The sequence below is a fragment of the Streptomyces ureilyticus genome (genome assembly GCF_011045025.1).
GTDB classification, from domain to species: Bacteria; Actinomycetota; Actinomycetes; order Streptomycetales; family Streptomycetaceae; genus Streptomyces; species Streptomyces ureilyticus.
The window spans coordinates 1-22,980 of the sequence record NZ_JAAKZX010000004.1 but is presented as its reverse complement, the minus strand read 5'-3'; the positions used below and the strand labels follow the sequence as shown (position 1 = coordinate 22,980).

Below are 22,980 nucleotides of genomic sequence, written 5' to 3'. Positions count from 1 at the left end.
CTCGCTGCCGTGCGGTTGCCGTGCCCGCGCGGCACGCGCCGTCCTCTACCTGAGCGTGAGCATCGCCTCGGCGACCTCACCGACCGCCGCATCGGGGATCGCAGTGGCGGCGCCCTCGAGGACGAGCAGCCGTGCCCCGGGGATTTCGCGCGCGATCGCCTCGCCGTTGCCGACGGGGAAGAACCGGTCGCGTCGGCCGTGGACGACGAGCGTGGGGATCTCGATCTCGGGCAGGCGCTCGCGCCAGCGGGGTGTGCAGTCGAGCCGGGAAAACACCATGCCCATCTGGTTGGCCATCTGGACCGGGGCTGCGGTACCGGGCGTGCGGTCCCAGATGCGCGCGGCGATCGCGCGCGCGGCGACGGGGTCGTCGCCGAGGATCTCCGCGCCGGCGGCGGCGAACTCCGCCACCGCCTCGCGGTCGGTCCAGTCGGGCATCGGATGCGCGAACAGCCGGCTCATCGTCGCCTGGTCATGGTCGGGGAGGTCGTCATCGGGCGGGCCGGGCGCAACCGCGCGGGTGCCGGCCAGGGTGAGCGCCGAGAACGCGCCCGGATGGTCGAGCACCGCCACCTGGGCGACCATCCCGCCGACGCCGATCCCCGCGAGATGCGCGGGCCCGCCGCCGAGCGCGCCGGCAAGGGCCGCCGCGTCGGCGGCGAGGTCGCGCAGCGTGTAGGCGGGCGCCTCCGGGTCCGCCGTCGTCGACTCACCGCTGTCGCGCAGGTCGTAGCGCACCACGCGGCGCCCGCCGGCGGCGAGGCGCTCGCACAGCGCGTCGGGCCAGGAGAGCATCGTGGTCCCGCCCGCGAGCAGGACGAGCGGCGCGTCGTCGTCACCGAACGACTCGACGCCCAGGGCGATCTCATTGACGTTGACGGTGGTCATCGGGTCACCTCTGGACGTCGTAGGTCAGGTGCGTCGCGGTCGATGTCGAGATCACGCTCCGCTGCACCAGCATGCGCGGCGTTCCGCCGGTGAACAGTGGCGTCCCGGCACCCAGCACGACGGGCGCGAGGTGCAGCGTCAGCACCTCGACCAGCCCGGCCTCGAGCGCCGAGCCGATCGTGGCGCCGCCGCCCATGAGGACGACGTCGAGGTCCTTGCCGCTGTCCGACGACGCCGCCTCGGCGCGCTCGCGCGCGGCGGTGACGGCGTCGGGCAGACCGGTGGTGACGAACGTCCAGTCCAGGTCGGTGAGCCGCACCGACTCCGGCGGCGAGCTCGTCACGACGACGAACGCGGGCTTGCCGACCTCGCCGGCGCCGTAGCCGGTCTTGTCGTCCCAGCCGCCCGGCCCGTCGACCACGTCGAAGAGCCGACGGCCGAGGACGACGGCGCCCGAGCGGGCGGTCGCCTCGCGCAGGACCCGGCGGTCGTCGTGGTCGTCGGAAAATGCCCAGGTGTGCAGGGCCTCACCGCCGGTGCCCAGACCGTTGTCCGGGCCGGGATCGGGCCCGGTGACGAAACCGTCGAGAGAGACCGAGATGTCAGCGATGATGCGAGTCATACCAGGGCAGACCCGATCCGCCGCCCAAACTCATCGCTCACGCATGAAGGGTGTGCCGGAAGTGTGGTGGCCGGCCGGGCGGGTGTGGTGCGCGTCACGGGTCGGTGAGTAGTTGGACGACAGGGAGCCCGGTTTGTCGAAGCAGCATCCGTGGCCTGATTCCTCGTATGACGCCGGAAAGCACTCGGCGAGGCCCCAACGCCGCTGTGATACTCCGTCGCATGACCGCTGAACAGCACCCCACGCTCGCTGCGTCGCTGCAGGTCGGCGCCCAGGACGACGAACTGCAGCAGCGGCTTGACGACGAACTCACCGCCTTCAACGCCGGCGAGAGCGGGGCCGGGCGGCCGACCGAGCTCTCCGTCCGGGTGACCGACACGGCCGGAGAACTGGTCGGCGGGCTCACCGGCTGGACCTGGGGCACCCTCTGCGCCGTCGAGATGCTGTGGGTGCGCGAGGACCAGCGGCGCGCCGGCTGGGGCGCCAGGATCCTGAGGGCCGCCGAGGAGGAGGGCGCGCGGCGCGGCTGCATCGACGCGATCGTCTCCTCTTACACGTTCCAGGCCCCCGGCTTCTACCGCGCACAGGGCTATCGCGAGACCGGTCGACTCACAGGCGTCCCCGGCGGGCACGAAGACGTGTACTTCCACAAGTCGTTGGCGGCCTCCTGAAGGCCGACGCCGGTGATGGCTACGCCAGATGCTCATCGCCCACGACAACATCCGGCCGGCATGCCACGGAAGCGAGGTCACAACCAACTGTGATGCTCAGCGGGGTCAACCAGCGCGTTCAGCCACAGATTGCCGCCCGGCCAACAGGCGGACGTGCGGGGGCGGTCAAGCCGCCGGACGCCCCATCGCCCGGTACGTCCAGCCGGCCGCACGCCACACCGCCGGGTCCAGCGCGTTGCGCCCGTCCAGCACAAGCCGTCGCGATACGGCCCCGCCCAGCACCGCCGGATCCAGTTCCCGGAACTCACGCCACTCGGTGAGGTGCAGGACGACATCGGCGCCCCGTACGGCCTCGATGGCGGAATCGGCGTACCCGAGCGTCGGGAAGAGCCGCCGCGCGTTCTCCATCCCCTTCGGGTCGTACACCGTGACCTGCCCGCCCTGAAGATGGATCTGCCCGGCGACATTCAGCGCCGGCGAATCCCGTACGTCGTCGGAGTCCGGCTTGAACGTGGCTCCCAGCACCGCCACCCGCTTCCCGAGGAACGAGCCGCCCCCCAGCGCCTGACGCGTCAGCTCGACCATCTGCCCGCGCTGCCGCATGTTGATGGAGTCGATCTCTCGCAGAAACGTCAGCGCCTGGTCGGCGCCCAGCTCGCCCGCCCGCGCCATGAACGCCCGGATGTCCTTCGGCAGACACCCGCCACCGAAACCGATTCCCGCGCGCAGGAACTTCTTCCCGATCCGGTCGTCGTACCCGATCGCCTCCGCCAGCTTGGCGACGTCACCGCCCGAGGCCTCGCACATCTCGGCCATGGCATTGATGAACGAGATCTTGGTGGCGAGAAAGGAGTTCGCCGAGGTCTTCACCAGCTCGGCGGTCGGGAAGTCCGTCACCACGAAGGGCGTGCCCTCGGCCAGCGGCGTCGCGTACACCTCACGCAGCAGCTTCTCCGCGCGCTCGCTGCGCACACCGGCGACGATCCGGTCGGGGTGCAGCGTGTCCTTGACGGCGAGGCCCTCGCGCAGGAACTCGGGGTTCCAGGCGAGTTCGGCGTCCTCGCCGGCGGGCGCGAGTCCGGCCAGCGTACGAGCGAGCCGGTCCGCGGAGCCGACGGGCACGGTGGACTTGCCGACGACCAGGGCGGGGCCCTTCAGATGCGGGGCAAGCGAGGTGAAGGCGGCGTCGACGTACGACATGTCACAGGCGTACTCGCCATGCTTCTGCGGTGTGTTCACGCACACGAAGTGGACGTCACCGAACTCCGCGACCTCGGCCCAGTCCATCGTGAAGCGCAGCCGCCCGCTGGCCCCCTCGATCCCGGCGACATGCTTGCGCAGCAAGTCCTCCAGACCGGGTTCGTAGATCGGAACCTCGCCCCGCTGAAGCATCTCGATCTTCTCGGGCACGACATCGAGGCCGAGCACCTCGAAGCCGAGCTCGGCCATGGCCGCGGCGTGCGTGGCGCCGAGATAGCCGGTGCCGATCACGGTGATCTTCAGGGCCATGGGTGCTCCAGTAGGTGGCGGATGAGATGCGCTGCCTGAGCATAGTCGGGGGCGGGCGGGGGGCGGCTTGCGGCTCATCCGGCAACGCCCCGCTGTCGCTCCCGGTTGTTTGTCTGTCCCTTCTTTATCTGTCCCGCTGTCGCGAAGCTCACGTATCACTAGCGTGGGCGGGCCCCTAAAATTTGAGTTACTTAACGGTAATTAGCGTCCTTGGAGCGTGAGATACCTTGGCCGGATCGGCTGAATTCGACCTGTACCGCCCGTCCGAGGAGCACGACATGCTCCGCGATACGATCCGCGCCCTCGCGGAGGCGAAGATCGCGCCGTACGCCGCCGCGGTCGACGAGGAATCCCGTTTCCCGCAGGAGGCCCTGGACGCGCTGGTCGCCTCCGACCTGCACGCCGTCCACGTACCGGAGAGCTACGGCGGCGCGGGCGCGGACGCGCTGGCCACCGTGATCGTGATCGAGGAGGTGGCCCGCGTCTGCGCCTCCTCCTCCCTGATACCGGCCGTGAACAAGCTCGGCTCGCTCCCCGTGATCCTCTCTGGCTCGGAGGACCTCAAGAAGAAGTACCTGGGCCCGCTGGCCGCCGGCGACGGGATGTTCTCGTACTGCCTCTCCGAGCCGGACGCGGGCTCGGACGCGGCGGGCATGAAGACCAAGGCGGTGCGGGACGGTGACTCGTACGTCCTCAACGGCGTGAAGCGCTGGATCACGAACGCGGGCGTGAGCGAGTACTACACGGTGATGGCCGTGACCGATCCCACCAAGCGCTCGAAGGGCATCTCGGCCTTCGTGGTCGAGAAGTCGGACGAGGGCGTCTCCTTTGGCGCGCCGGAGAAGAAGCTCGGCATCAAGGGCTCGCCGACCCGCGAGGTGTACCTCGACAACGTCCGCATCCCCGCCGACCGCATGATCGGCGAGGAGGGCACGGGCTTCGCGACGGCGATGAAGACCCTGGACCACACCCGCATCACGATCGCCGCCCAGGCCCTGGGCATCGCCCAGGGGGCGTTGGACTACGCCAAGGGTTACGTCCAGGAGCGCAAGCAGTTCGGCAAGGCGATCGCCGACTTCCAGGGCATCCAGTTCATGCTCGCCGACATGGCCATGAAGATCGAGGCCGCGCGCCAGCTGACGTATGCGGCTGCGGCGAAGTCCGAGCGGGGCGACTCCGACCTCACGTTCCAGGGTGCGGCGGCGAAGTGCTTCGCTTCGGACGTGGCGATGGAGGTCACCGTCGATGCGGTGCAGCTGCTGGGCGGGTACGGGTACACCCGGGACTACCCGGTGGAGCGGATGATGCGGGACGCCAAGATCACGCAGGTGTATGAGGGAACCAACCAGATCCAGCGGATCGTGATGGCGCGCAACCTGCCGTAGGGCACGCCCTTCACTTTCCGATTCCGTAGCCCTCCGTCCACCTCGGGTGGAGGGCTACGTACGTGTCCGGGGGCCGGTGGTGTCGTCAATGACAACCCGGTCAGGACAGTTCACGTGCGTATTCCACGGTGAGCGGGCTGGCGACGAGGCATCGAGCATTCGTGCCCTCGGCCGGCAGCAGGGCCGTCACCCGCGCGTATCCACGCATCCACGCTGCGGTCCCCGCCGGAGTGCGCGAGTCGATGGCGTGGAGCAGTTTCCGTACGCCGCTCCTGCCTAGGCCGTTGCCGTCGGTGGATGTGCCCTCTGGGGAGGCGATGGCTGTTTGGCCGTCCTGTTCCGCCAGTGCCCTCACTACACGACCGGCGTTGGTCATGAACGCCGTGCCAGCGCTGTCCGCACCTCCTCCATCGATCTCCTCAAGTGGTGGTCCGTCGACGGGCACGGGCATGTAACCCACCAGATGGCGGACCGAGCCATGCATCAACAGTCGGCAGTTGGCCGCACGCTCATGGTCCGGGTCTTCGCCAGGGCCTGGGTCTGCAAAGAGTGCGAGGTGGCGGTATTCGCCTCTGAGTGTCACGCAGCGCAACGGTGCCTCGAACTGGACCCACTGGCCAGGCCGTAGATCCGGCTCGGCGAACCACCGCGCCAAGGTCGCGAGGTGGTTGTCCACTTCCTGAAGGTGCCGCAAGCGGCTGCGGGCGTCATCGGCTGTGGCGGCGTCGAGATCGACACCGCCGAGCGGCGTGGTCAGACGCAGTGCACTGGCCCTGGGAACACGACGGGGTGACATAAGGAACTGGCGCAGCTTCCCGTCCGACAGATAGATGACCTCGCGCAACTCTGCCCGCAGTGTCGTCACCCTCGACTGCGTCGCCCATGATGCCATCCGGTGCCGGTTCGCTCGTTGCTTCAATTATCCGAGAGGGCACGTCAGTTCAGGGGCCGCGCGATTTGGGGAGCAGGTCACCACAGCCAGGGACAGATACGAGGGGCGGTCGAGGTAGAAGCCGAGTGACACGTCACCGCCCCAACCCAGCCGCTCTTTGGCATCGTTGACGCGTAGCGCCAGGTGGGTGGTGTCGCGGTCCTTCTCGGAGGTGAACCGGGGTGCGTACTGGGCCAGTTGTTCCCCCAGCCATGCCGCTGCCTCCTTCGCGTCTCCCCAGGTACCTCGAACCAAGGTGCGCGGCTTGATCAGCCAGTACGCCGTTTCCAGTGGCGGCAGATCCGAAGTGGGGAACTCCGCCGCCACCTCGCGGTAGCGCTGGATCAGTTCCGGCTTGCTTCCGGCCGGAGGTGGGTCGGGGTGCGGGGGCCGCCGTAGGGCTTCGTGGTCGAAACGCTCTTTCGGGCCGGTCCAGAGATACCCGTGATGGTGCACCAGTCGATCCCGTTCGGTGTCAAGGGACGAAGGACCAGTCGGGCCCGACCCGATGGAGGGGCCGGCCCGACTGGAGGGGGAGGATCAGACCGACAGGCCGAACCGCGCCGGGTCGATACCCGCCGCGTCCAGTTCCTCCGTGGTGAACCGCAGCGGTTCGATGTCCGGCCGCTTGCTGTCACCGAGGGCCCAGGAGCCGTCACCGATCCGGGCCAGGGTCACGCACCCTTCGGTGCAGGGGCCGCCGCACGCCTTCACGAACGAGGTCCGCTCGATGTCGAGCGCGTACAGGTCGATTCCGTTCTGCATCGCTGCACCTTCCTGCTCAACTAAGCGCGGCCATGGCTGACCGCCGCCGCCACGAGGGCGGGAGTTCATGGGAGAAGAGGCAGGCGTCGGATGTGCGGAGTTACGACCCGGCTTTCTGGGAGGCGGCCGTCAGATTCCGCGACCCGGCCGCGACACGAAGGGCTTCCGCTATCTGCTCGACGTGCTCGGCCTGGAGCATGCCTATGTGCACGAGCGGAGTGCCGTGATGGGTGACCATCGGCCGCAGGTGCCGCTGCACACGCTCAGGAATGCCGAGTGCGGCCAGAGCTTCACGTAGTGCGTCGGTGGCGTTGTCCGCCCGGCTGCGACTGTCCCGCTACGTCTGCATGTCCATCAGTGCGCCTCTGCCTGGTGCCTGCGCATCCTTACGTTGGCGTCGGATACAGCGCTGTAGTCCATCCTGGAACGGGCGTTGTCGCGGGCCACCGCGAAGGACAGGCAGACAGAGCAACCGGGATTGGGCGACGGCTCATAGTGCGGCTCCGACAAGCACGTACCTGCCGTGGTCCGGGTTTCAGGATCGGAAGTTCTCTCTTCGCTTTCCATGGCGCTATCTTGAGTGGGCCACGGATGCGGTTCTAGCCTGTTTCTTGTTCCTGCAAGAATTCGTCGCGGATGCCCTCGACCAGGTTCCGCATGGTGTCACCGGACACCGCTGCCCGTTCGAAACCGCCGAATTTCTCTGCGTAGAGACATACGTCTCTGGGGTCCGTCACGACTACCTCAGCGTGGACGGTCTCGACCGTGACCATTCGCTCGTCGCGGATGACGAACGCATGATTCGCAATGTCGTGCTGCTGAATCCCCAATGGAACTATTCGAATGTCCACATGAGACAGGCGGGATATGGAAACGATGCGGTCGAGTTGTGCCGCCATCATCTGCGGCGGGACAATGCGCCACCGTAGGACCGGTTCGGTGATGACGAATCGCAGCGACTTGGTGGTGTCGTAGAGCACCGCTTGACGCTCAAGCCTGCCATTGATTGTTCGGGAGAGAGAGTCCTCGCTGAGGCTGTGGCGTTGGAGGACAGCCCGGATGTACTCCGGCGTCTGAAGCAATCCCGGCACCAGTGCGGGCTGGAACAGTCGCAGCATGGACATCTGCGACTCAAGGGCCTTGGCGGCTTGCTGGCCCTTGTGGACGCCGGTGCGCTTCAGGAGCCGCCATGCTGTCGCTTCTGTCGCCGATGCGCGGGCGGCGTCGGTGTACTCCGCTTTGACCTCGTCCGAGACACCGATGGCTGTGAGGATGCGCTCGACGTCCATTGTGCTCGGCGCCAGTTTCGCGTTTTCGATCTTAGACAGCTTGGACGGAGACATGAGTGCGCTACGGGCTACTGCCTTGGCTTCCTTTCCGGACGCCTGGCGAAGCGCCCGCAGCGCGGCCCCAAGCTGTGCTCTGTTCACGCCCCGTACTTGGCCCACCAATCGGGGAACGGCTCCGCGTGGGCGAGTGCCGTGTCACGGTACCGAGTGAATTCCGCTGCTCGGGCTGAGAGCAGGACTTCCGAGCCGGCGAACTTTCCGGTGCCGTCGTAGTTCATCACGGCTACCGAGTTGGAGTCGAAGAGCCAGAAGTCTGGAACGTTCTCCAGGGGGTTGGGACTGTCGGTGATGTCGAGAATGAAGAACTCCTCGCCTCCGGACATGTTCTTCTGGTATCCCCACCCGAGTTCGAACCTCAGGTAGTGCGTAAGCGGGCGGCGCAGAACGTGAACCCGGTAGATCCTTTTCCCATTTCCGGTGTGTGTGCGGAGCTCTTCGACCCAGCCCGCGTTGTAGTCGTCCGGCTGCGGCTCCCCGGCCAGGAACGCGTGATAGGCATCGACGTTCCCGGACCTGCTGTAGTCGTCGAGGGTTTCGAGCCGGAACGCCTCACGCTGGAACGTGTCGAACAGATCGCCAAGATTCCTAGATGAGGTTGTCACGGATGGCCTTCTGGATCAGTTCCATCGGGATCTCGACCAGGGTCTCGTGAGCGGGAATCTGCAGCCAGTGGTCGGTCGGAGTCTCCCCCTGGACCAAGAGCGTGCCGCGATCCGTCGCATAGATCGTCGGGCAATCCTTGATGTCGCACGTGCTGACCAGCTTGGTGACCTTCATGGTCCGGGTTCCCCTCTCCCGTGCTGCTGCCCCTACCCCGCATCAGAGTTGATGCTGCCGAGGCCAGGCCACGCAGGTCAAGCGATCACGGTTGACGGAACAGGAAACCGTGCAATCCGCCCTGAGTCTCAGAGTTGTCCCGTACCACCCCGCGCCCTGTTCTGGCAGGCTCGCGTGCTGACACTGACGACGGCGAGGGGCTGTCAGGCGTGCAAAGTCCGTACGGCGAGCACGGCTAGCCAGGTCCAGCCGACCGTGATGGAGACGCGCTGGATCAGTCCGCCGACGCCGGCCAGGCGTTGGCTATGGCTGAACGCGGCGTTGGCCAGGATCATGGTCGCCGCGAAGAGCACCGCGCTGGTGATCGAGTAGATGGTCCACCCCAGTGAGCCTTGTGAGGCGAGTACGAGGCAGGCCGCGACAAGGGCCAGGAAGGCGATGAGGGAGAGTAGGTCGTGCAGAGTTCCGGCGCGGGTGGGCCGCAGGAGTTGATCGGGAGTGTCGGGAGGGTAGCCGCGCACGGGGTCGGTCCGGAAGGTGCCCGCGCCCAGCAGGCCGATGCCCCATACGCCGATCAGTAGCGCGCCCCAGCGGGAAGGTCCGACCTGCCACAGGCCTGCGGCGGAAGCCAGCGACAGCAAGCCCGTGCATAGGAAGTTGACCGTCTGCGCCCACCTCGCGTGGCCGAGGGTGAGCGAACTGATGGGATGGCGCAGCGACTTGTAGTCCGCCCGTGTGGCGCCTGCCAGTAGATACGTGGCGGTGAAGAGGGGACCGGCAAGTACCCCGCAGGCCAGCAGTAATTGATTCCCCATAGTGCCAACCTAGATTGACACTATGGGGTTGTCAACTTGCGTTGACGGTAGGGGATGCTTCAGCCGCCCACATACTCCGCCAGATGCTCCCCCGTAAGAGTCGACCGCGCCGCGACCAAATCAGCCGGCGTCCCCTCGAACACAACCCTGCCGCCGTCATGCCCCGCGCCCGGCCCCAGGTCGATGATCCAGTCTGCGTGGGCCATGACCGCCTGGTGGTGTTCGATGACGATGACCGACTTGCCGGAGTCGACGAGGCGGTCGAGGAGGCCGAGGAGTTGCTCGACGTCGGCGAGGTGGAGGCCGGTGGTGGGCTCGTCCAGGATGTAGGTGCCGCCCTTCTCGGACATGTGGGTGGCCAGCTTGAGGCGCTGGCGTTCGCCGCCGGAGAGGGTGGTGAGGGGCTGGCCGAGGGTGAGGTAGCCGAGGCCTACGTCGGCCAGGCGGTCGAGGATCTTGTGGGCGGCCGGCGTACGGGCCTCGCCGGAGCCGAAGAACTCCTCGGCCTCGGTCACCGGCATGGCGAGGACTTCGCTGATGTCGCGCCCGCCGAGGCGGTACTCGAGGACCGAGGCCTGGAACCGCTTGCCCTCGCACTCCTCGCAGGGGGTGGCGACGGTGGCCATCACGCCCAGCTCGGTGTAGATGACGCCGGCGCCGTTGCAAGTCGGGCAGGCGCCCTCGGAGTTGGAGCTGAACAGGGCCGGTTTCACACCGTTGGCCTTGGCGAAAGCCTTGCGGATCGGGTCGAGCAGGCCGGTGTACGTCGCCGGGTTGCTGCGCCGCGAGCCCTTGATCGCGCCCTGGTCGATCGACACCACGCCCGCGCCGGCCGGGATCGAGCCGTGCACCAGTGAACTCTTGCCGGAGCCGGCGACGCCGGTCACGACGGTCAGTACGCCGAGCGGGATGTCGACGTCGACGTTCTGCAGGTTGTTCGCCGTCGCGCCGCGGATCTCCAGCGCGCCGGTGGGCTTGCGGACCGTCTTCTTGAGGGTGGCCCGGTCGTCGAGATGGCGGCCGGTGATGGTGTCGCTGCCGCGCAGCCCCTCGACGGTGCCCTCGAAGCAGACGGTGCCGCCCGCCGTGCCGGCGCCGGGGCCGAGGTCGACGACGTGGTCGGCGATCGCGATCGTCTCCGGCTTGTGCTCCACGACGAGCACGGTGTTGCCCTTGTCCCGCAGCCGCAGCAGCAGGTTGTTCATTCGCTGGATGTCGTGCGGGTGCAGGCCGATGGTGGGCTCGTCGAAGACGTACGTGACGTCCGTGAGCGAGGAGCCGAGGTGGCGGATCATCTTCGTACGCTGGGCCTCGCCGCCCGACAGCGTGCCCGCGGGACGGTCGAGCGAGAGGTAGCCGAGGCCGATCTCCACGAACGAGTCGAGGGTGTGCCGCAGCGTGCCGAGCAGCGGCGCCACCGACGGTTCGTCGAGGCCGCCCACCCACTTGGCCAGGTCGTTGATCTGCATCGCGCAGGCGTCGGCGATGCTGATCCCCTTGATCTTCGACGACCGGGTCGCCTCGCTGAGCCGGGTGCCGTCGCACTCGGGGCAGGCGGTGAAGGTGACCGCCCGGTCCACGAAGGCCCGGATGTGCGGCTGCATCGCCTCCCGGTCCTTGGACAGCATCGACTTCTGCAGCTTCGTGATCAGGCCTTCGTACGTCAGGTTGATGCCCTCGACCTTGATCTTGGTCGGCTCCTTGTAGAGCAGGTCGTGCAGCTCGCGCTCGGTGAACTCGCGGATCGGCTTGTCCGGGTCGAAGAAGCCGCAGCCGCTGTAGATACGGCCGTACCAGCCGTCGGCGCTGTAGCCGGGAACCTTGAACGGGCCTTCGTTCAGCGACTTGCTGTCGTCGTACATCGCGGTCAGGTCGAAGTCGGTGACCCGGCCCGTGCCCTCGCATTTCGGGCACATGCCGCCGGTGATCGAGAAGCTCCGCCGCTCCACTTTCTTGCCGGTACTGGTCTCGAGCGTGACCGCGCCCTTCCCGCTGATCGAGGCGACGTTGAAGGAGAAGGCCTGGGGCGAGCCGATGTGCGGCTTGCCGAGCCGGCTGAACAGGATGCGCAGCAGGGCGTTGGCGTCGGTGGCGGTGCCGACCGTGGAGCGGGAGTTGGCGCCCATTCGCTCCTGGTCGACGATGATCGCGGTGGTGAGGCCGTCGAGTATGTCGACGTCGGGGCGGGCCAGGTTCGGCATGAAGCCCTGGAGGAAGGCGCTGTACGTCTCGTTGATCATCCGCTGGGACTCGGCGGCGATCGTGGCGAACACCAGGGAGCTCTTGCCCGAGCCGGAGACGCCGGTGAACACCGTCAGCCGGCGCTTGGGGAGCTCGACGCTGATGTCCTTGAGGTTGTTCTCGCGCGCGCCGTGCACGCGGATCAGATCGTGGCTGTCGGCGACGTGCGGCGCAGGCGACTGCGTGCCCGTGCTTGTGGCCCTGTTCATCGTGTCTCCGTCTTCTGTTGGACCCCTGAGAGGGGCTTCTGCTGGGCGGCCGCCGGCGTGGTCCCGGTCGGCGTCGCCCCGGCTCGATCTGATCGGCTTTCTGGCAGTACGTCTGGTTCTACTTCGTCGGCGCTGTGCACGGCAACGGTTCGCCGTAATCCACAGGCTATGAGCGGCCCGGCCTCCCGCGCTTCTCGATTCCTGACCGGTCCGGCCGCCCACCATGGGAAACTGACCGGGTGAAACGGCCGGATCTCGACGACCTCGTACGGCTGCGGCGGGCCCGCGACCGTATAGACCGTGACTACGCCGAGCCGCTCGACGTCCCGGCGCTGGCGCGGGACGCCCTGATGTCGGCGGGCCACTTCTCCCGCAGCTTCCGCGCCGCCTATGGGGAGACCCCGTACAGCTATCTGATGACCCGCCGTATCGAGCGGGCCAAGGCGCTGCTGCGGCGCGGCGACCTCTCGGTGACTGAGGTCTGCTTCGCGGTCGGCTGTACGTCGCTGGGGTCGTTCAGCTCGCGCTTCAGCGAGCTGGTCGGGGAGAGCCCGAGCGCCTACCGGGCCCGTAACCATGACGACGGCGCGGCCATCCCGGCCTGCATCGCCAAGATCCACACACGACCGGTCAGGAATGGAGAAGCGCCCCCAGCCGCCCGGTCGTAGCGTGAACGGCATGGACATCAAACTCTCCACATGCTTCATCTCCGTCGACGACCACGACAAGGCGATCGCCTTCTACCGCGACGTACTCGGCCTCGAAGTACGCAATGACGTCGGCTTCGAGGGGATGCGCTGGGTGACCGTCGGCTCGCCCACCCAGCCGGACGTGAACATCGTCCTGGAGCCGGCCGCCGCCGACCCGAGCACCTCACCGGCCGACAAACAGGCCCTGGCGGAGCTGATGGCCAAGGGCCTGCTGCGCGGCGTCATCTTCGTGACGGACGACGTCGACGCCGCCTTCGAACGCATCAGCTCCGCGGGCGGCGAGGTGCTGCAGGAGCCGATGGACCAGCCGTACGGCGTCCGCGACTGCGCGTTCCGCGACCCCGCCGGCAACATGCTGCGTTTCAACCAGCCCCGCAAGGAGTGACTTCGCGGCAAGTGTGCTCTTGAGGGGCCTTGGCGGGCTTTGTGGTGGATTGGTGGCGTCCGCCGGATGGCGCGCGGTGGGCGGCAGGCGTACCACGGAAGGGCATGGGGACCCGCCCTTGGGACCCCGACCCCTCTAGGAGGAGCCATGCAGCAGCAGCCCGAGACCATGAGCCCGATGAGCAAGGAGATGCAGGACTGCGTCGAGGCGTGCATGTCATGCCACAACGTGTGCGAGGAGACCATGAGCACCTGCATGCAGATGGGCGGCCAGGCCCAGATGCAGATCATGCGCGCGCTCATCGACTGCTCCGAGATGACGCGTATGTGCGCGGACATGATGATGCGCAGGTCGCCGATGTCGGCCGAGATGTGCGCCATGTGCGCGCGGGCGTGCGAGATGTGCGCGGAGGCGTGTATGGCGATGCCGGACGACGCGCAGATGATGCGCTGCGCCGAGGCGTGTCGCCGCTGTGCGCAGACCTGCCGCGCGATGTCCGGCGCCACGGCCTGAACAACGCGAAAGCCCGCTTCCCAGGCATCCGTCAGGTGCCTGCGAAGCGGGCTTTGCCGTACGAGTCCTCAGGAGCTCTTACTCCGTGACCGTCACCTTCTCGTCGTTCTTCAGCTGCTCCACCAGGGTCTTCATCTTGGCTTCGTCCCACTGGAGGTTGCCGTTGGCGGAGTTGCCGGAGATGGGCATGTTCATGGACTTGCCCTCGCCGCCGGTGACGCCCTTCATGGCCCAGAACATGGAGGCCAGGTTCCACAGGGACATGTCCTTGTCGACGGTGAGGGTGTCGAGGCCGGCGCCCATGGTCGGGTAGAGCTTGAAGGGGTTCATGACCGTGGACGGCGTCGCCGTCTGGCTGGCGAGGGCCGAGAGGAACTTCTGCTGGTTCTTCGTACGGTCCAGGTCGCTGCCCTTGAGCGCGTATCGCGTACGGACGAAGGCCAGGGACTGCTCGCCGTTGAGGGTCTGCTTGCCCGCCTCGAAGTCGGCGCCGGACTTGGTGTCCTTCATGCCGCCCGGGGGGATCGTGATCTCCACGCCGCCGATCGCGTCGACGATCTTCGCGAAGCCGGCGAAGCCGATCTCCGCGTAGTGGTCGATGTGCAGGCCCGTGTTGGCCTCGACGGTACGCACGAGCAGCTCGGGCCCGTCCTCCGCGTAAGCCGCGTTCAGCTTCGTCTGGCGGCCGGTGCCCTCATAGAGCTTGCCGGAGTCGGAGCCCTTGAACGACGGGATCTCTACGTTCGAGTCGCGGGGCAGCGAGATCATCGTGTTCCCGTTGTCTCCGACGTGCAGGATCATCATCGAGTCCGTGCGCTTGCCCTCGGCGGAGCCCGTGCGGAGCTTCTTCTTCTCCTCGGCGGACAGGCCCTCGCGGCTGTCGGAGCCGACGATCAGGTAGTTCGTGCCCTCGCCCGCCTCGGGCCGGTCGATCACCTTGGACAGGTCGACCTCGCGCTTGAGCTTCGAGTCGGCCCAGAAGTACGTACCGACGGAGACCACGACCAGCAGTACGACCACGGTTATCGCGGTCCACTTGATCCGGCGGCCCCAGTTCGGCGCGGGCCGCGGACGGTGGCCGCGGGGTCCCGGTCCGTCGGGCCCTCCGCCGCCCGGCGAGCCGTACACCTGGCCGGTGTTGTAGTCGCTGTTGAAGTTGTCGTCGGGGTGCCCGTATCCGTCGTCGTAGGTGGGCTGCTGCGGGACCCCGCCCCGTGGCGGTGCCGACGGGCCCGAGCCCGGGCCGCGTCCCACCTGTCGCATCGCGCGGGCGCCCTCGGGCTGGGCGCTCGCGCTGCCGCGGCCGTAACGGTCGCCGCCGTTGTCTCCGTGCCATCCCTCGGGCCAATTGTTCATGCGCCCCAGTGTGCAGTGCTCAGCTGTCCGGCTTACAAGAGTCCACGGAAAATCACACCACCCCCGTTGCAAAGCTGATGCAAACCGGACCTTGCGGAGACTGACATAAAGAGAAACGCCATGACAGAACACTCTCCTCGACCGGAATGCAATATTCCGGTCAGGTCGAACAAGCCGGGCGGCGCTATCCGGTCAAGCCCGATCGGTTCGCGATCCGTGGCCTCACGGACACGTCACCTCGTCCCCGGTGGCCACTCCGGCCTCCCCGCGCCGCGCATCCTCCGCCCGTACCTTCGTCACGCGCTTGAAGTCCGAGCCCGCGATCACCTTCAGCGTCGGGCCCTGGCCCTTGACCGCCCGCGACCGGCTGCCCGGCAGGGCCGCCGCCAGGGACTTGGCCGAACGGTTCCAGCCGGGGTCGTACGTGATGAGGGTGCGCTTGACGGAGCGGTCGAGGGCGTTCTTCGGGGCGCCCGTCGTGTTGAAGCCCGTCGCGGACAGCGCGTTGTCGACGCGGCGGCCGAGACCCGGCGTGGTCGTGCCGTTCTCGACCTGGACGTGGATCTGCTGCGGGGCCACATCGACGCGTACGGCCTTGGACGGGGAGTGATGCGGGGCCAGCGGCCGGTCCTCGCGCAGCGCACGGAAGAGCCGCTCCGACTTCTTCGCGTCCCACTTCAGGGTCGAGCCGACGCCCTTCACGGGGAACTCCATCCGCGCGATCGGGACGGTCGCGAACTCCGAGGACGACGGCGAGAAGTTCCGCATCGCCCACCCCAGATCGACCAGATCGTCCGTGCCGAACCCCTTGTCCGCCCGCACAGAGCTGAGCACGGTCTGCGTCACATCGCGGAACTTCATCGGGTTCAGCAGCACACGGGTCGAGGTGACCCGATCGACCAGCGCGGCCAGGAAACGCTGCTGGCGCTGCATCCGGCTGAGGTCGGAGGCGCCGTCGAGGTGCCGGGACCGTACGTACTGAAGTGCCTGACCGCCATTCAGATCGTGCGTGCCGGCGGGCAGGTTCAGCCGGGTGTACCGGTCCTTCAACGGGCGCACCGTGCAGATCCGTACGCCGCCGAGCTCGTCCACCGTTCTCATGAAGCTGGTGAAGTCGACCTCCAGGTAGTGGTCGATCTTCACGCGTGTCATGTTCTCGACGGTACGCACGGTCAGTTGCGGCCCGCCCTCCGCGTACGCGGAGTTGAGCTTGAGCGCGTGCGGGCGGTGCCGTTCGCCGGTGGTGTGGTCGGTGTGCGCGGGTGTCCTGGCGTACGAGTCGCGCGGCAGGCTGACGACGCTGACCCGCTTCCGGTCCTGCGAGATGTGCACGATCATCACCGTGTCCGTGCAGTGGCAGGGCTCGCCGCCGAGGTGGTACTTCGCGCGCTCCGCCTTGCTGATCCGCTCGCGGCCGTCGGTGCCGACCAGCAGGACGTTCATGCCGTCGCCCTGCGCGGGCCGGTTCTTCATGTCCTTGAAGGGGTCGACGCGGTCGATGTCGGCGTCGACGCCGGTGACCACCGCGTGCCCGATGCCGGCCGCCGCGAGCACCGCCACGGAGAGCGAGGTCACCACCCGCAGGGCCCACCGTGGTCGCTTGCGCCGTACGAGCGGCCGCGCTGGGCGCTGCCGCGGCGGGCGAACGGGTCTGCGGGGCGGTGCGGGCAAGGGGGACACCTCCGCGTCGGCGGGTGTGGGTGTGTGTGGGGGGCCGTTGAGTACCGTAGGCCCATACGATCTGCGGCCCGGTGCAGCGGCCGGGCGGCGCGCGTCCGTGTCCCTCGTTCGCGGTAACGTACGGCCTGATGCTGATTTCCTGGGGGCGCTGCGCCTGACAGCCGCTGCGCGGCGAGCCGGACCCCCGGCCGAAAAGACGAGAAGGAACCCCAGCACGTGAATTCCGACGGGCGCCTCCCCGCCGTATCCGTGATCATGCCCGTCCTCGACGAGGAGCGGCATCTGCGCGGAGCCGTCCAAGCGATCCTCGCCCAGGAGTACGACGGCGAGATGGAGGTCGTGATCGCCATCGGTCCGTCCTCGGACCGTACGGACGAGATCGCCGCCGAGCTCGTACGGGAAGACCCCCGCGTGCACACCGTCCCGAACCCGACGGGCCGTACGCCGGCCGCCCTGAACGCCGCGATCAAGGCCTCCCGCCATCCGATCGTCGTCCGCGTGGACGGCCACGGCATGCTCTCGCCGAACTACATCGCCACGGCCGTACGACTCCTGGAGGAGACCGGCGCGCAGAACGTCGGCGGCATCATGCACGCCGAAGGCGAGAACGACTGGGAGCACGCCGTCGCGGCCGCGATGACCTCGAAGATCGGCGTCGGCAACGCCGCCTTCCACACAGGCGGTCAGGCGGGCCCGGCCGAAACGGTCTACCTCGGCGTCTTCCGGCGCGAGGCGCTGGAGCAACAGGGCGGCTACAACGAGGAGTTCATCCGCGCCCAGGACTGGGAGCTGAACTTCCGGATCCGTGAGGCGGGCGGTTTGATCTGGTTCTCACCGGAGCTGAAGGTGTCGTACCGGCCCAGGCCTTCGGTGCGCGCGCTCGCCAAGCAGTACAAGGACTACGGCCGTTGGCGCCACGTCGTCGCCCGCTACCACGAGGGTTCCATCAACCTGCGCTACCTCGCTCCGCCGGTGGCGGTGTGCGCGATGGCGGCGGGCCTGGTGGCGGGCGCCGCGCTGACCCCGTGGGGCTTCGTCGTCCCGGGCGGCTATCTCGCGGCCATCACCGCCGGTTCCGTACCGGCGGGCAAGGGCCTCCCGCTCAAGGCACGCCTGCAGATCCCCGTAGCCCTCGCCACGATGCACATGTCCTGGGGCTGGGGCTTCCTGACCAGCCCACGCTCACTGGCCAGGAAGGTCATCGCGTCACGGCGGCCCGCGGTGCTCGCGGAGAGCTGAGCACCGCGGCGACGCCGGGGAACTACCAGCGGTAGGGCTCGTACACGGGCATGCATTTGTCGCTGTCCGAGCCGTTCAGGGCGTCGGCGGTCTTGGGCACATCCCCGGCCTCGGGCTTGGACTGCTTCGGGTAGGCCGTGCCCTCGCGCCAGTCGGCGCCCACGACGAGGGTGACGCCGGAGACGTCGGTCGACCTCTTCACCGAACTCAGCGGAATCCCCAGCGACTTGGCGACGCGCTGGCCATCGCCCTCCAGCTCGGCACTCGGATAGCGGACGACCGTCTTGTCCTCGGCGAGCGTCACCGTCCCGTCGGCCGTCGCCCTGCTGAAGCCCTTCTCCACGAGCGCCTGGCCCACCGCGTGCGCCCGCCCGCCGACCGGGGCGAGGGTGGCGGAGCGCGTGCCGTTCTGCACCACGATGCCGATTTCGCCGTCCTCGGCGGCCGGGTCGGCGGAGGCCTGCTCCTGCTCCTTCGCGGGCTTCTTCTCGTCCTTGCCCTTGTTGTCGAAGGGCACGTCGTCGCGGATCATCGACCAGACCTGCTCGGCGTCCGCGCCCTTCGGCACCAGGTGGTTGGGGTTCTGCGGGTCAACGTCGTTCGGCATGGTCGTCATGGTGATGCGGTCGGTCGGCACCGTCTTGAGCTGCATACCGAGGCCGTACAGCTCATCGACCTGGCCGATCTCCTCGGAGACCTTCAGGGAGTCCGTGGCCGCCTCGGCCAGGCCCATCAGCCGGCCGGTGTCGGTGAAGACGTTCTGCTTCTTCAGCGTGCGGATCATCGAGTTCATGTACATGTGCTGCGCCTTGGCCCGCCCGAGGTCGCTCTCGAAGGCGTGCCTGGTACGCAGCCACTGCAAGGCCTGCTTGCCCTTGACCTTGTGCTTTCCGGCCTTCAACTTGAGGCCGGAGCCGCCCGGGGTGCCGGGCAGCGCACGGTCATGCACGTTGTGCTCCACACAGACCTCGACACCGCCGATGGCGTCCGCCATCTTCACCACGCCCGCGAAGTCGATCGTCATCCAGTGGTCGATATAGGCGCCGGTCAGGTTCTCCCAGGTGGCGAGCGTGCAGCCGGCTCCGCCGCGGGCCAGCGAGGCGTTGATGATGTCGTTGGTCGCCGGGTAGGTCTTGCCGGTCTCGGGGTCCCTGCACTCCGGGATGTCGACCCGGGTGTCGCGCGGAACGCTCACCACCGAGGCGTGCTTCCGGCCCGCGGACAGGTGGATGAGCATCTGGACGTCGCCCAGCGGCTTGCTGCCCATCTGATCCCGGCTGCCGCCCAGTTTCACGTTCTCCTCGGAGTTTCGGCTGTCGGAACCGATCAGCAGGATGTTCAGCGGCGTCTGGCCCGCCGCGTTCGGCTCCGCCTTCTTGGCCTTGGAGTCTCCGCTGCTGCGCTCGCCCTTGTCGATATTGTTGTTCAGATGCCAGTAGTAGAAGTATCCGGCGCCGGCCGTGCCAAGTATCAGTACCGACAGGGTTATCGCGGACCAGCGGAGTATGCCGCGTTTGCCCCGCGGCCGTCTTCTGCCGCCGCGCCGTCTGCCTCCCGCACCGCCGCCGTCACCGTTGTCACCGCCGCCGTCCGGCGCGGCATCATCGCGCGGACCGTCGTCCCGGCCCAGGTCCTGAGCCTGTTGGACGCGTGGTCGCGCCGGCTCCCCACGCACACCACTCTGCGTCATGTCCGCTGCCTCCCCACCCCTGCACCACTGAACAGGCCTGCCATACGCCTTGGTAGACGTATGGCAGGCCGTTCAGGTCACTTGGCGCACTCGACTTTGTCCGCCGTGGACTTCTCCACATCCGGCGCCGTCGACGGAGCGGTGAGGGATTCCCCGGCCCCCTTGAAGTCCTCTCCCAGGGTCAGCGTGATCGCCGGCAGGCCCTGGGAGTTGGTCACGCTCTCGCCCGGCTTCATGGCAGACCCGGAGAGGCCCATGATGTCGGCGAGCCTGCGTGCCTGGTCTGCCTGATCGGGAGCGTACTCGAGGGTTGTCTTCTTCAGGGAGGTCTCGGCGTTACCCGCGTTCTCCGACTTGAGCACGCCCTCGTCGTTCTGCAGGTAGGTGAGGGTTTCCTGCGCGGAGCCCGGGGCCGCGCCGCCGTTGAGGATCCGTACGCGTACGTCCGCGGGATCGGCCTTTGTGCCCTTGAGGCGGGCGGCGACCGCGGCCTTCTCCTTCTGCTGCTTCTTCTTCACCTCGGTGAACGAGACATCGTCCTTGATCATCGAGAAGATCTCGGGGCCCCTCGTCTCATCGATGACCACCGTGGCCTTGACCTGCTCGGTCGGATTGTCGATCACCGGCACCGTCATGAAGGAGACGTTCTTCGGCGGTACCTTCTTCAGCTCCAGGGCCACGTCCTTGAGCGTGCTGACCTTGCCGATGCCGGTGTCGACGGTCAGCGCCTTGGTGGCGGCCTCCGCCAGATTCAGCAGCTTCGTGGGGCTGGTCAGGGTGTCGCTGGAGGACATCTTCCGCATGAGCGAACCCAGGAACTGCTGCTGCACCTTGATCCGGTCGAGGTCTCCACTGTTGCCGAAACTCTTCCGGGTACGGACGAAGGCGAGCGCCTGCTCGCCCTCCACCGTCGACGTGCCCGCGGGCAGTTTGAGCTTCGACTCCGGGTCGTCGACGGGCTTGGTGAGACAGACCTCGACCCCGCCCACCGCCGACGTCAGCGTCTTCACCGCGTTGAAGTCGGCCATCATGAAGTGGTCCACCGAGATGCCGGTGGCCTCCTTGACCGTACGCATCGTGCAGCCCGGATCCCGTCCGCTCTGCCCGAGGCTCGTGTTGAAGCGGACGTCCTGCGAGCCGGCGATGACCTTGGAGCCGCCGTCCTCCTGCTTCGTGGCGCAGTCCGGAATGTCCACGATCAGGTCGCGCGGAATGCTCATCGCGGTCGCGTTCGTACGGTCCTTGGAGACGTGCAGCAGGATGTTGGTGTCGGCGTGCCCGATGTTGCCGGTGTCGCCGTACCCCTGATTGCCCTTGCCGGTGCGCTTGTCGGTCCCGATGATCAGGATGTTGAAGGCCTCGTCCTTGCTGAAGTTCCCCGCGCCCGCGCTCCCGACGTCCGTCGTGGAGACGTTGCCCTCGAGGTGCTTGACGTAGACGTAGCCCGCAGTGGAGACGGCGACCAGCGCGAAGGCCATGGTGCCGCCGGTCCACAGCGCTATCTTCTTGCCCTTTGGCTTCTGCGGCCGGCCCTTGCGACGGCTCGGCGGCGGCCCCTGTGGCGGGCGCCGCCTGCGCGGGCCGGGCACGACCTCGGGTGCCGGCGCCACCTCCGGCGATCCCCGGTACTCCCGCCCCGGCGCCGTACGGCCGCGCGGGGGCGCGGCGGCACCTGCGGTGGCGGTTCTGGAGGAGCGGGGGCCGGGTACCGACGGCTGCGCTGTGGAAGGGCCCAGTCGCAATTCGTAGTCGCCGGTGTTCGGATTGAGTACCCACTGGTCTGCGGGGTCGATATTGTCCGCCCGCCCTCGGCCTTGCGCGTCCACGGTTGTGTCAGTCCTCCGTCGGGGCCACGCGGCGCCTTCTCCCCTCAAAAAGCGCCCGGTCTCGTTCAAGCAGGTGCACGACCTCATGGCCGGGTGCACCGGACCGCTCACACTATCCGGCCGGATCACGGTCAAGGGACGCCGGTGACAAATTCCACGTCTTACAACCGGTCAATCTGCCCCATTTTTTTGGACGAATGTTCCCCAACTTGGTGTGCCCTTTACTCGCAGACGCGTTCGGCGCTTAACCGCACGGGTCCTCAGCCGCCGTGTTCCCCCGGAAAGTCGGCGCGGGGCTCGTCGAGGGTGAGGGTCCGTCATTACGTTTTCCGCCCGATTTGCCTTCCTGATCGTCCGAGTTGTCCGATACCTCGACCGGAGCATCCCTGCGCAGCCGCTCGAAGAGTTTCTCCGCCTCGGCTTCCACCAATTGGTCGCGATTGGGGTTGTAGGGGTACGACTCCCTCGGCACCGTCAGAAACTGCACACGTTCGGTGGGGATATCGCGCAGGCCGCGCACCAGGTCGTACAGGCCCCGCAGGTTCGCCAGCGCGGGGTCCGTGGTGAGGGACGAGGTCGCCGCGTCGAGTACCGGATAGAGCTTCACGGGATTCAGCAGTACGTCATTGCTGCGGACCTTGCTGACGAGCGCGCCCAGGAACCGCTGCTGGCGTTCCATCCGCTCGGTGTCGCTGCCGTCGCCGACGCTCTTGCGGGCGCGTACGTAGCCGAGGGCCTGCTCGCCGTTGAGCTTTACCTTGCCCGCGGGCAGCCGCAGTTTCGCGGCGCGGTCGTTCATCGGCTCCTTGAGGCAGACCACGACGCCGTCGACCGCGTCCACCATGTCCTTGAAGCCGTTGAAGTCCACGACCATGTGGTGGTCGATCCGGATGTCCGTCAGCTTCTCCACCGTACGGATCGTGCAGGCCGAACCCCCGGCCTGGAAGGCGTAGTTGAACACCGCGAACACCGGTTCGCTGCGGCCGCCGTCCCGGCGCCGGCAGCCCGGCACGTCCACCATCAGGTCGCGCGGTATCGAAACGGCGGTCGCACGGCGCCGGTTCGCCGCGAGATGCAGCAGGATCACGGTGTCGGAGCGCTCGGTGCCGAAGTCCCGCCCGTACTTCCGGTTCTCCTCACCCGAGCGGGAGTCGGACCCGATCAGCAGGATGTTCTGCGCGTCCTTCACCAACGCGGTCGGCCGCTCCTTCTCGTACCGAGCGAGCTCGGCCGCGGCAGCCTCGTCCGCCGTGATGTTCCCGTCCAGCTTCTCGTACACGGCCCTACGGGCGTGACCGACACCGCCGGGCGTGCGGCGCGTCCGGAGCGACCAGCCCCAGATCGCGCACGTACGCCAGATCGTCGTCGTACGTGTCCGTCGGCGGCGCCGTGTACGCGCTCGCCAAGTCCGTCGAGGAC

The 22,980-nt window shown here is 67.7% G+C and carries 23 protein-coding genes; 7 read left to right on the top strand and 16 right to left on the bottom strand.

The genetic code is table 11. The annotated features are described in order from the left end of the window. Positions 1–45: 45 nt before the first annotated feature. Both G6048_RS01900 and G6048_RS01895 read right to left on the bottom strand, forming a co-directional pair. Positions 46–888: an alpha/beta fold hydrolase gene (locus G6048_RS01900; RefSeq protein ID WP_165337644.1), complete on the bottom strand. Its 843-nt coding sequence runs from the start codon at positions 886–888 to the stop codon at positions 46–48. A 4-nt stretch (positions 889–892) separates the two neighbouring features. Beyond that, positions 893–1,510, bottom strand: coding sequence for a dihydrofolate reductase family protein (locus G6048_RS01895; protein ID WP_165337643.1), 618 nt, complete (start codon positions 1,508–1,510; stop codon positions 893–895). Between the two features lie 221 nt (positions 1,511–1,731). Between G6048_RS01895 and G6048_RS01890 the strand changes: the two genes are divergently transcribed. Next, entirely contained in the window at positions 1,732–2,181 is a 450-nt protein-coding gene (locus tag G6048_RS01890) for a GNAT family N-acetyltransferase (RefSeq protein WP_165337642.1), read from the top strand. A gap of 165 nt (positions 2,182–2,346) precedes the next feature. On the opposite strand, the gene G6048_RS01885 is transcribed toward G6048_RS01890, so the two are convergent. Next, on the bottom strand, positions 2,347–3,690 hold the full coding sequence (locus G6048_RS01885; RefSeq protein ID WP_165337641.1) for a UDP-glucose dehydrogenase family protein: 1,344 nt from the start codon (positions 3,688–3,690) through the stop codon (positions 2,347–2,349). 227 nt (positions 3,691–3,917) lie between these two features. On the opposite strand from G6048_RS01885, the gene G6048_RS01880 reads away from it, so the two are divergent. Beyond that, positions 3,918–5,075, top strand: coding sequence for an acyl-CoA dehydrogenase family protein (locus G6048_RS01880; protein ID WP_165337640.1), 1,158 nt, complete (start codon positions 3,918–3,920; stop codon positions 5,073–5,075). Between the two features lie 100 nt (positions 5,076–5,175). Here G6048_RS01880 and G6048_RS01875 read toward each other — a convergent pair whose 3' ends face one another. The 3 genes from G6048_RS01875 to G6048_RS01865 all read right to left on the bottom strand — a co-directional run bounded on the left by G6048_RS01875 (position 5,176) and on the right by G6048_RS01865 (position 6,771). Beyond that, positions 5,176–5,919 (bottom strand): SAVMC3_10250 family protein, encoded by a 744-nt coding sequence (locus G6048_RS01875; protein WP_165337639.1) that lies wholly within the window; start codon positions 5,917–5,919, stop codon positions 5,176–5,178. Positions 5,920–5,994: 75 nt separating this feature from the next. After that, the gene (locus G6048_RS01870; protein ID WP_165337638.1) at positions 5,995–6,462 is read right to left on the bottom strand and encodes a hypothetical protein; all 468 of its coding nucleotides are present in this window, start codon (positions 6,460–6,462) and stop codon (positions 5,995–5,997) included. An 84-nt stretch (positions 6,463–6,546) separates the two neighbouring features. Beyond that, on the bottom strand, positions 6,547–6,771 hold the full coding sequence (locus G6048_RS01865) for a DUF397 domain-containing protein (RefSeq protein ID WP_165337637.1): 225 nt from the start codon (positions 6,769–6,771) through the stop codon (positions 6,547–6,549). Between the two features lie 67 nt (positions 6,772–6,838). On the opposite strand from G6048_RS01865, the gene G6048_RS01860 reads away from it, so the two are divergent. Further along, on the top strand, positions 6,839–7,069 hold the full coding sequence (locus G6048_RS01860) for a hypothetical protein (protein WP_165337636.1): 231 nt from the start codon (positions 6,839–6,841) through the stop codon (positions 7,067–7,069). A 301-nt stretch (positions 7,070–7,370) separates the two neighbouring features. On the opposite strand, the gene G6048_RS01855 is transcribed toward G6048_RS01860, so the two are convergent. The 5 genes from G6048_RS01855 to G6048_RS01835 all read right to left on the bottom strand — a co-directional run bounded on the left by G6048_RS01855 (position 7,371) and on the right by G6048_RS01835 (position 12,162). Then, the gene (locus G6048_RS01855) at positions 7,371–8,201 is read right to left on the bottom strand and encodes a helix-turn-helix domain-containing protein (RefSeq protein WP_165337635.1); all 831 of its coding nucleotides are present in this window, start codon (positions 8,199–8,201) and stop codon (positions 7,371–7,373) included. Beyond that, positions 8,198–8,722 carry a DUF6879 family protein gene (locus G6048_RS01850; protein WP_165337634.1) on the bottom strand — a complete coding sequence of 175 codons (525 nt, stop codon included), beginning with the start codon at positions 8,720–8,722 and terminating at the stop codon, positions 8,198–8,200. Before G6048_RS01850 ends, G6048_RS01855 begins: the two co-directional genes overlap by 4 nt. Continuing rightward, complete coding sequence (locus G6048_RS01845) at positions 8,706–8,897, bottom strand: hypothetical protein (RefSeq protein WP_165337633.1); 192 nt, start codon at positions 8,895–8,897, stop codon at positions 8,706–8,708. The genes G6048_RS01850 and G6048_RS01845 overlap by 17 nt, the downstream gene beginning before the upstream one ends. 203 nt (positions 8,898–9,100) lie before the next feature. Further along, a complete protein-coding gene (locus G6048_RS01840) occupies positions 9,101–9,712 on the bottom strand; it encodes a DUF998 domain-containing protein (RefSeq protein WP_165337632.1) in 612 nt (203 codons plus the stop codon). 59 nt (positions 9,713–9,771) lie between these two features. Beyond that, on the bottom strand, positions 9,772–12,162 hold the full coding sequence (locus tag G6048_RS01835) for an ATP-binding cassette domain-containing protein (RefSeq protein ID WP_165337631.1): 2,391 nt from the start codon (positions 12,160–12,162) through the stop codon (positions 9,772–9,774). Between the two features lie 239 nt (positions 12,163–12,401). Here G6048_RS01835 and G6048_RS01830 point away from each other — a divergent pair, with 239 nt between their 5' ends. From G6048_RS01830 to G6048_RS01820, 3 genes are all read left to right on the top strand, one after another. Then, entirely contained in the window at positions 12,402–12,830 is a 429-nt protein-coding gene (locus tag G6048_RS01830) for a helix-turn-helix transcriptional regulator (protein WP_165337630.1), read from the top strand. 10 nt (positions 12,831–12,840) lie between these two features. Then, positions 12,841–13,257, top strand: coding sequence for a VOC family protein (locus G6048_RS01825; RefSeq protein ID WP_206341054.1), 417 nt, complete (start codon positions 12,841–12,843; stop codon positions 13,255–13,257). 147 nt (positions 13,258–13,404) lie between these two features. Further along, positions 13,405–13,770, top strand: coding sequence for a four-helix bundle copper-binding protein (locus tag G6048_RS01820; RefSeq protein ID WP_165337628.1), 366 nt, complete (start codon positions 13,405–13,407; stop codon positions 13,768–13,770). Between the two features lie 78 nt (positions 13,771–13,848). Here G6048_RS01820 and G6048_RS01815 read toward each other — a convergent pair whose 3' ends face one another. Together G6048_RS01815 and G6048_RS01810 are read right to left on the bottom strand one after the other, a co-directional pair. Beyond that, a complete protein-coding gene (locus tag G6048_RS01815; protein ID WP_165337627.1) occupies positions 13,849–15,126 on the bottom strand; it encodes an LCP family protein in 1,278 nt (425 codons plus the stop codon). 222 nt (positions 15,127–15,348) lie between these two features. Further along, positions 15,349–16,797, bottom strand: coding sequence for an LCP family protein (locus G6048_RS01810; protein ID WP_235989418.1), 1,449 nt, complete (start codon positions 16,795–16,797; stop codon positions 15,349–15,351). A 225-nt stretch (positions 16,798–17,022) separates the two neighbouring features. On the opposite strand from G6048_RS01810, the gene G6048_RS01805 reads away from it, so the two are divergent. Next, positions 17,023–18,045 (top strand): glycosyltransferase family 2 protein, encoded by a 1,023-nt coding sequence (locus tag G6048_RS01805; RefSeq protein WP_165337625.1) that lies wholly within the window; start codon positions 17,023–17,025, stop codon positions 18,043–18,045. A gap of 22 nt (positions 18,046–18,067) precedes the next feature. On the opposite strand, the gene G6048_RS01800 is transcribed toward G6048_RS01805, so the two are convergent. From G6048_RS01800 to G6048_RS01790, 3 genes are all read right to left on the bottom strand, one after another. Beyond that, on the bottom strand, positions 18,068–19,735 hold the full coding sequence (locus G6048_RS01800; protein ID WP_165337624.1) for an LCP family protein: 1,668 nt from the start codon (positions 19,733–19,735) through the stop codon (positions 18,068–18,070). Positions 19,736–19,812: 77 nt separating this feature from the next. After that, positions 19,813–21,561 carry an LCP family protein gene (locus tag G6048_RS01795; protein ID WP_165337623.1) on the bottom strand — a complete coding sequence of 583 codons (1,749 nt, stop codon included), beginning with the start codon at positions 21,559–21,561 and terminating at the stop codon, positions 19,813–19,815. A gap of 244 nt (positions 21,562–21,805) precedes the next feature. Then, positions 21,806–22,903: an LCP family protein gene (locus G6048_RS01790; protein ID WP_408056112.1), complete on the bottom strand. Its 1,098-nt coding sequence runs from the start codon at positions 22,901–22,903 to the stop codon at positions 21,806–21,808. Between the last annotated feature and the right edge of the window lie 77 nt (positions 22,904–22,980).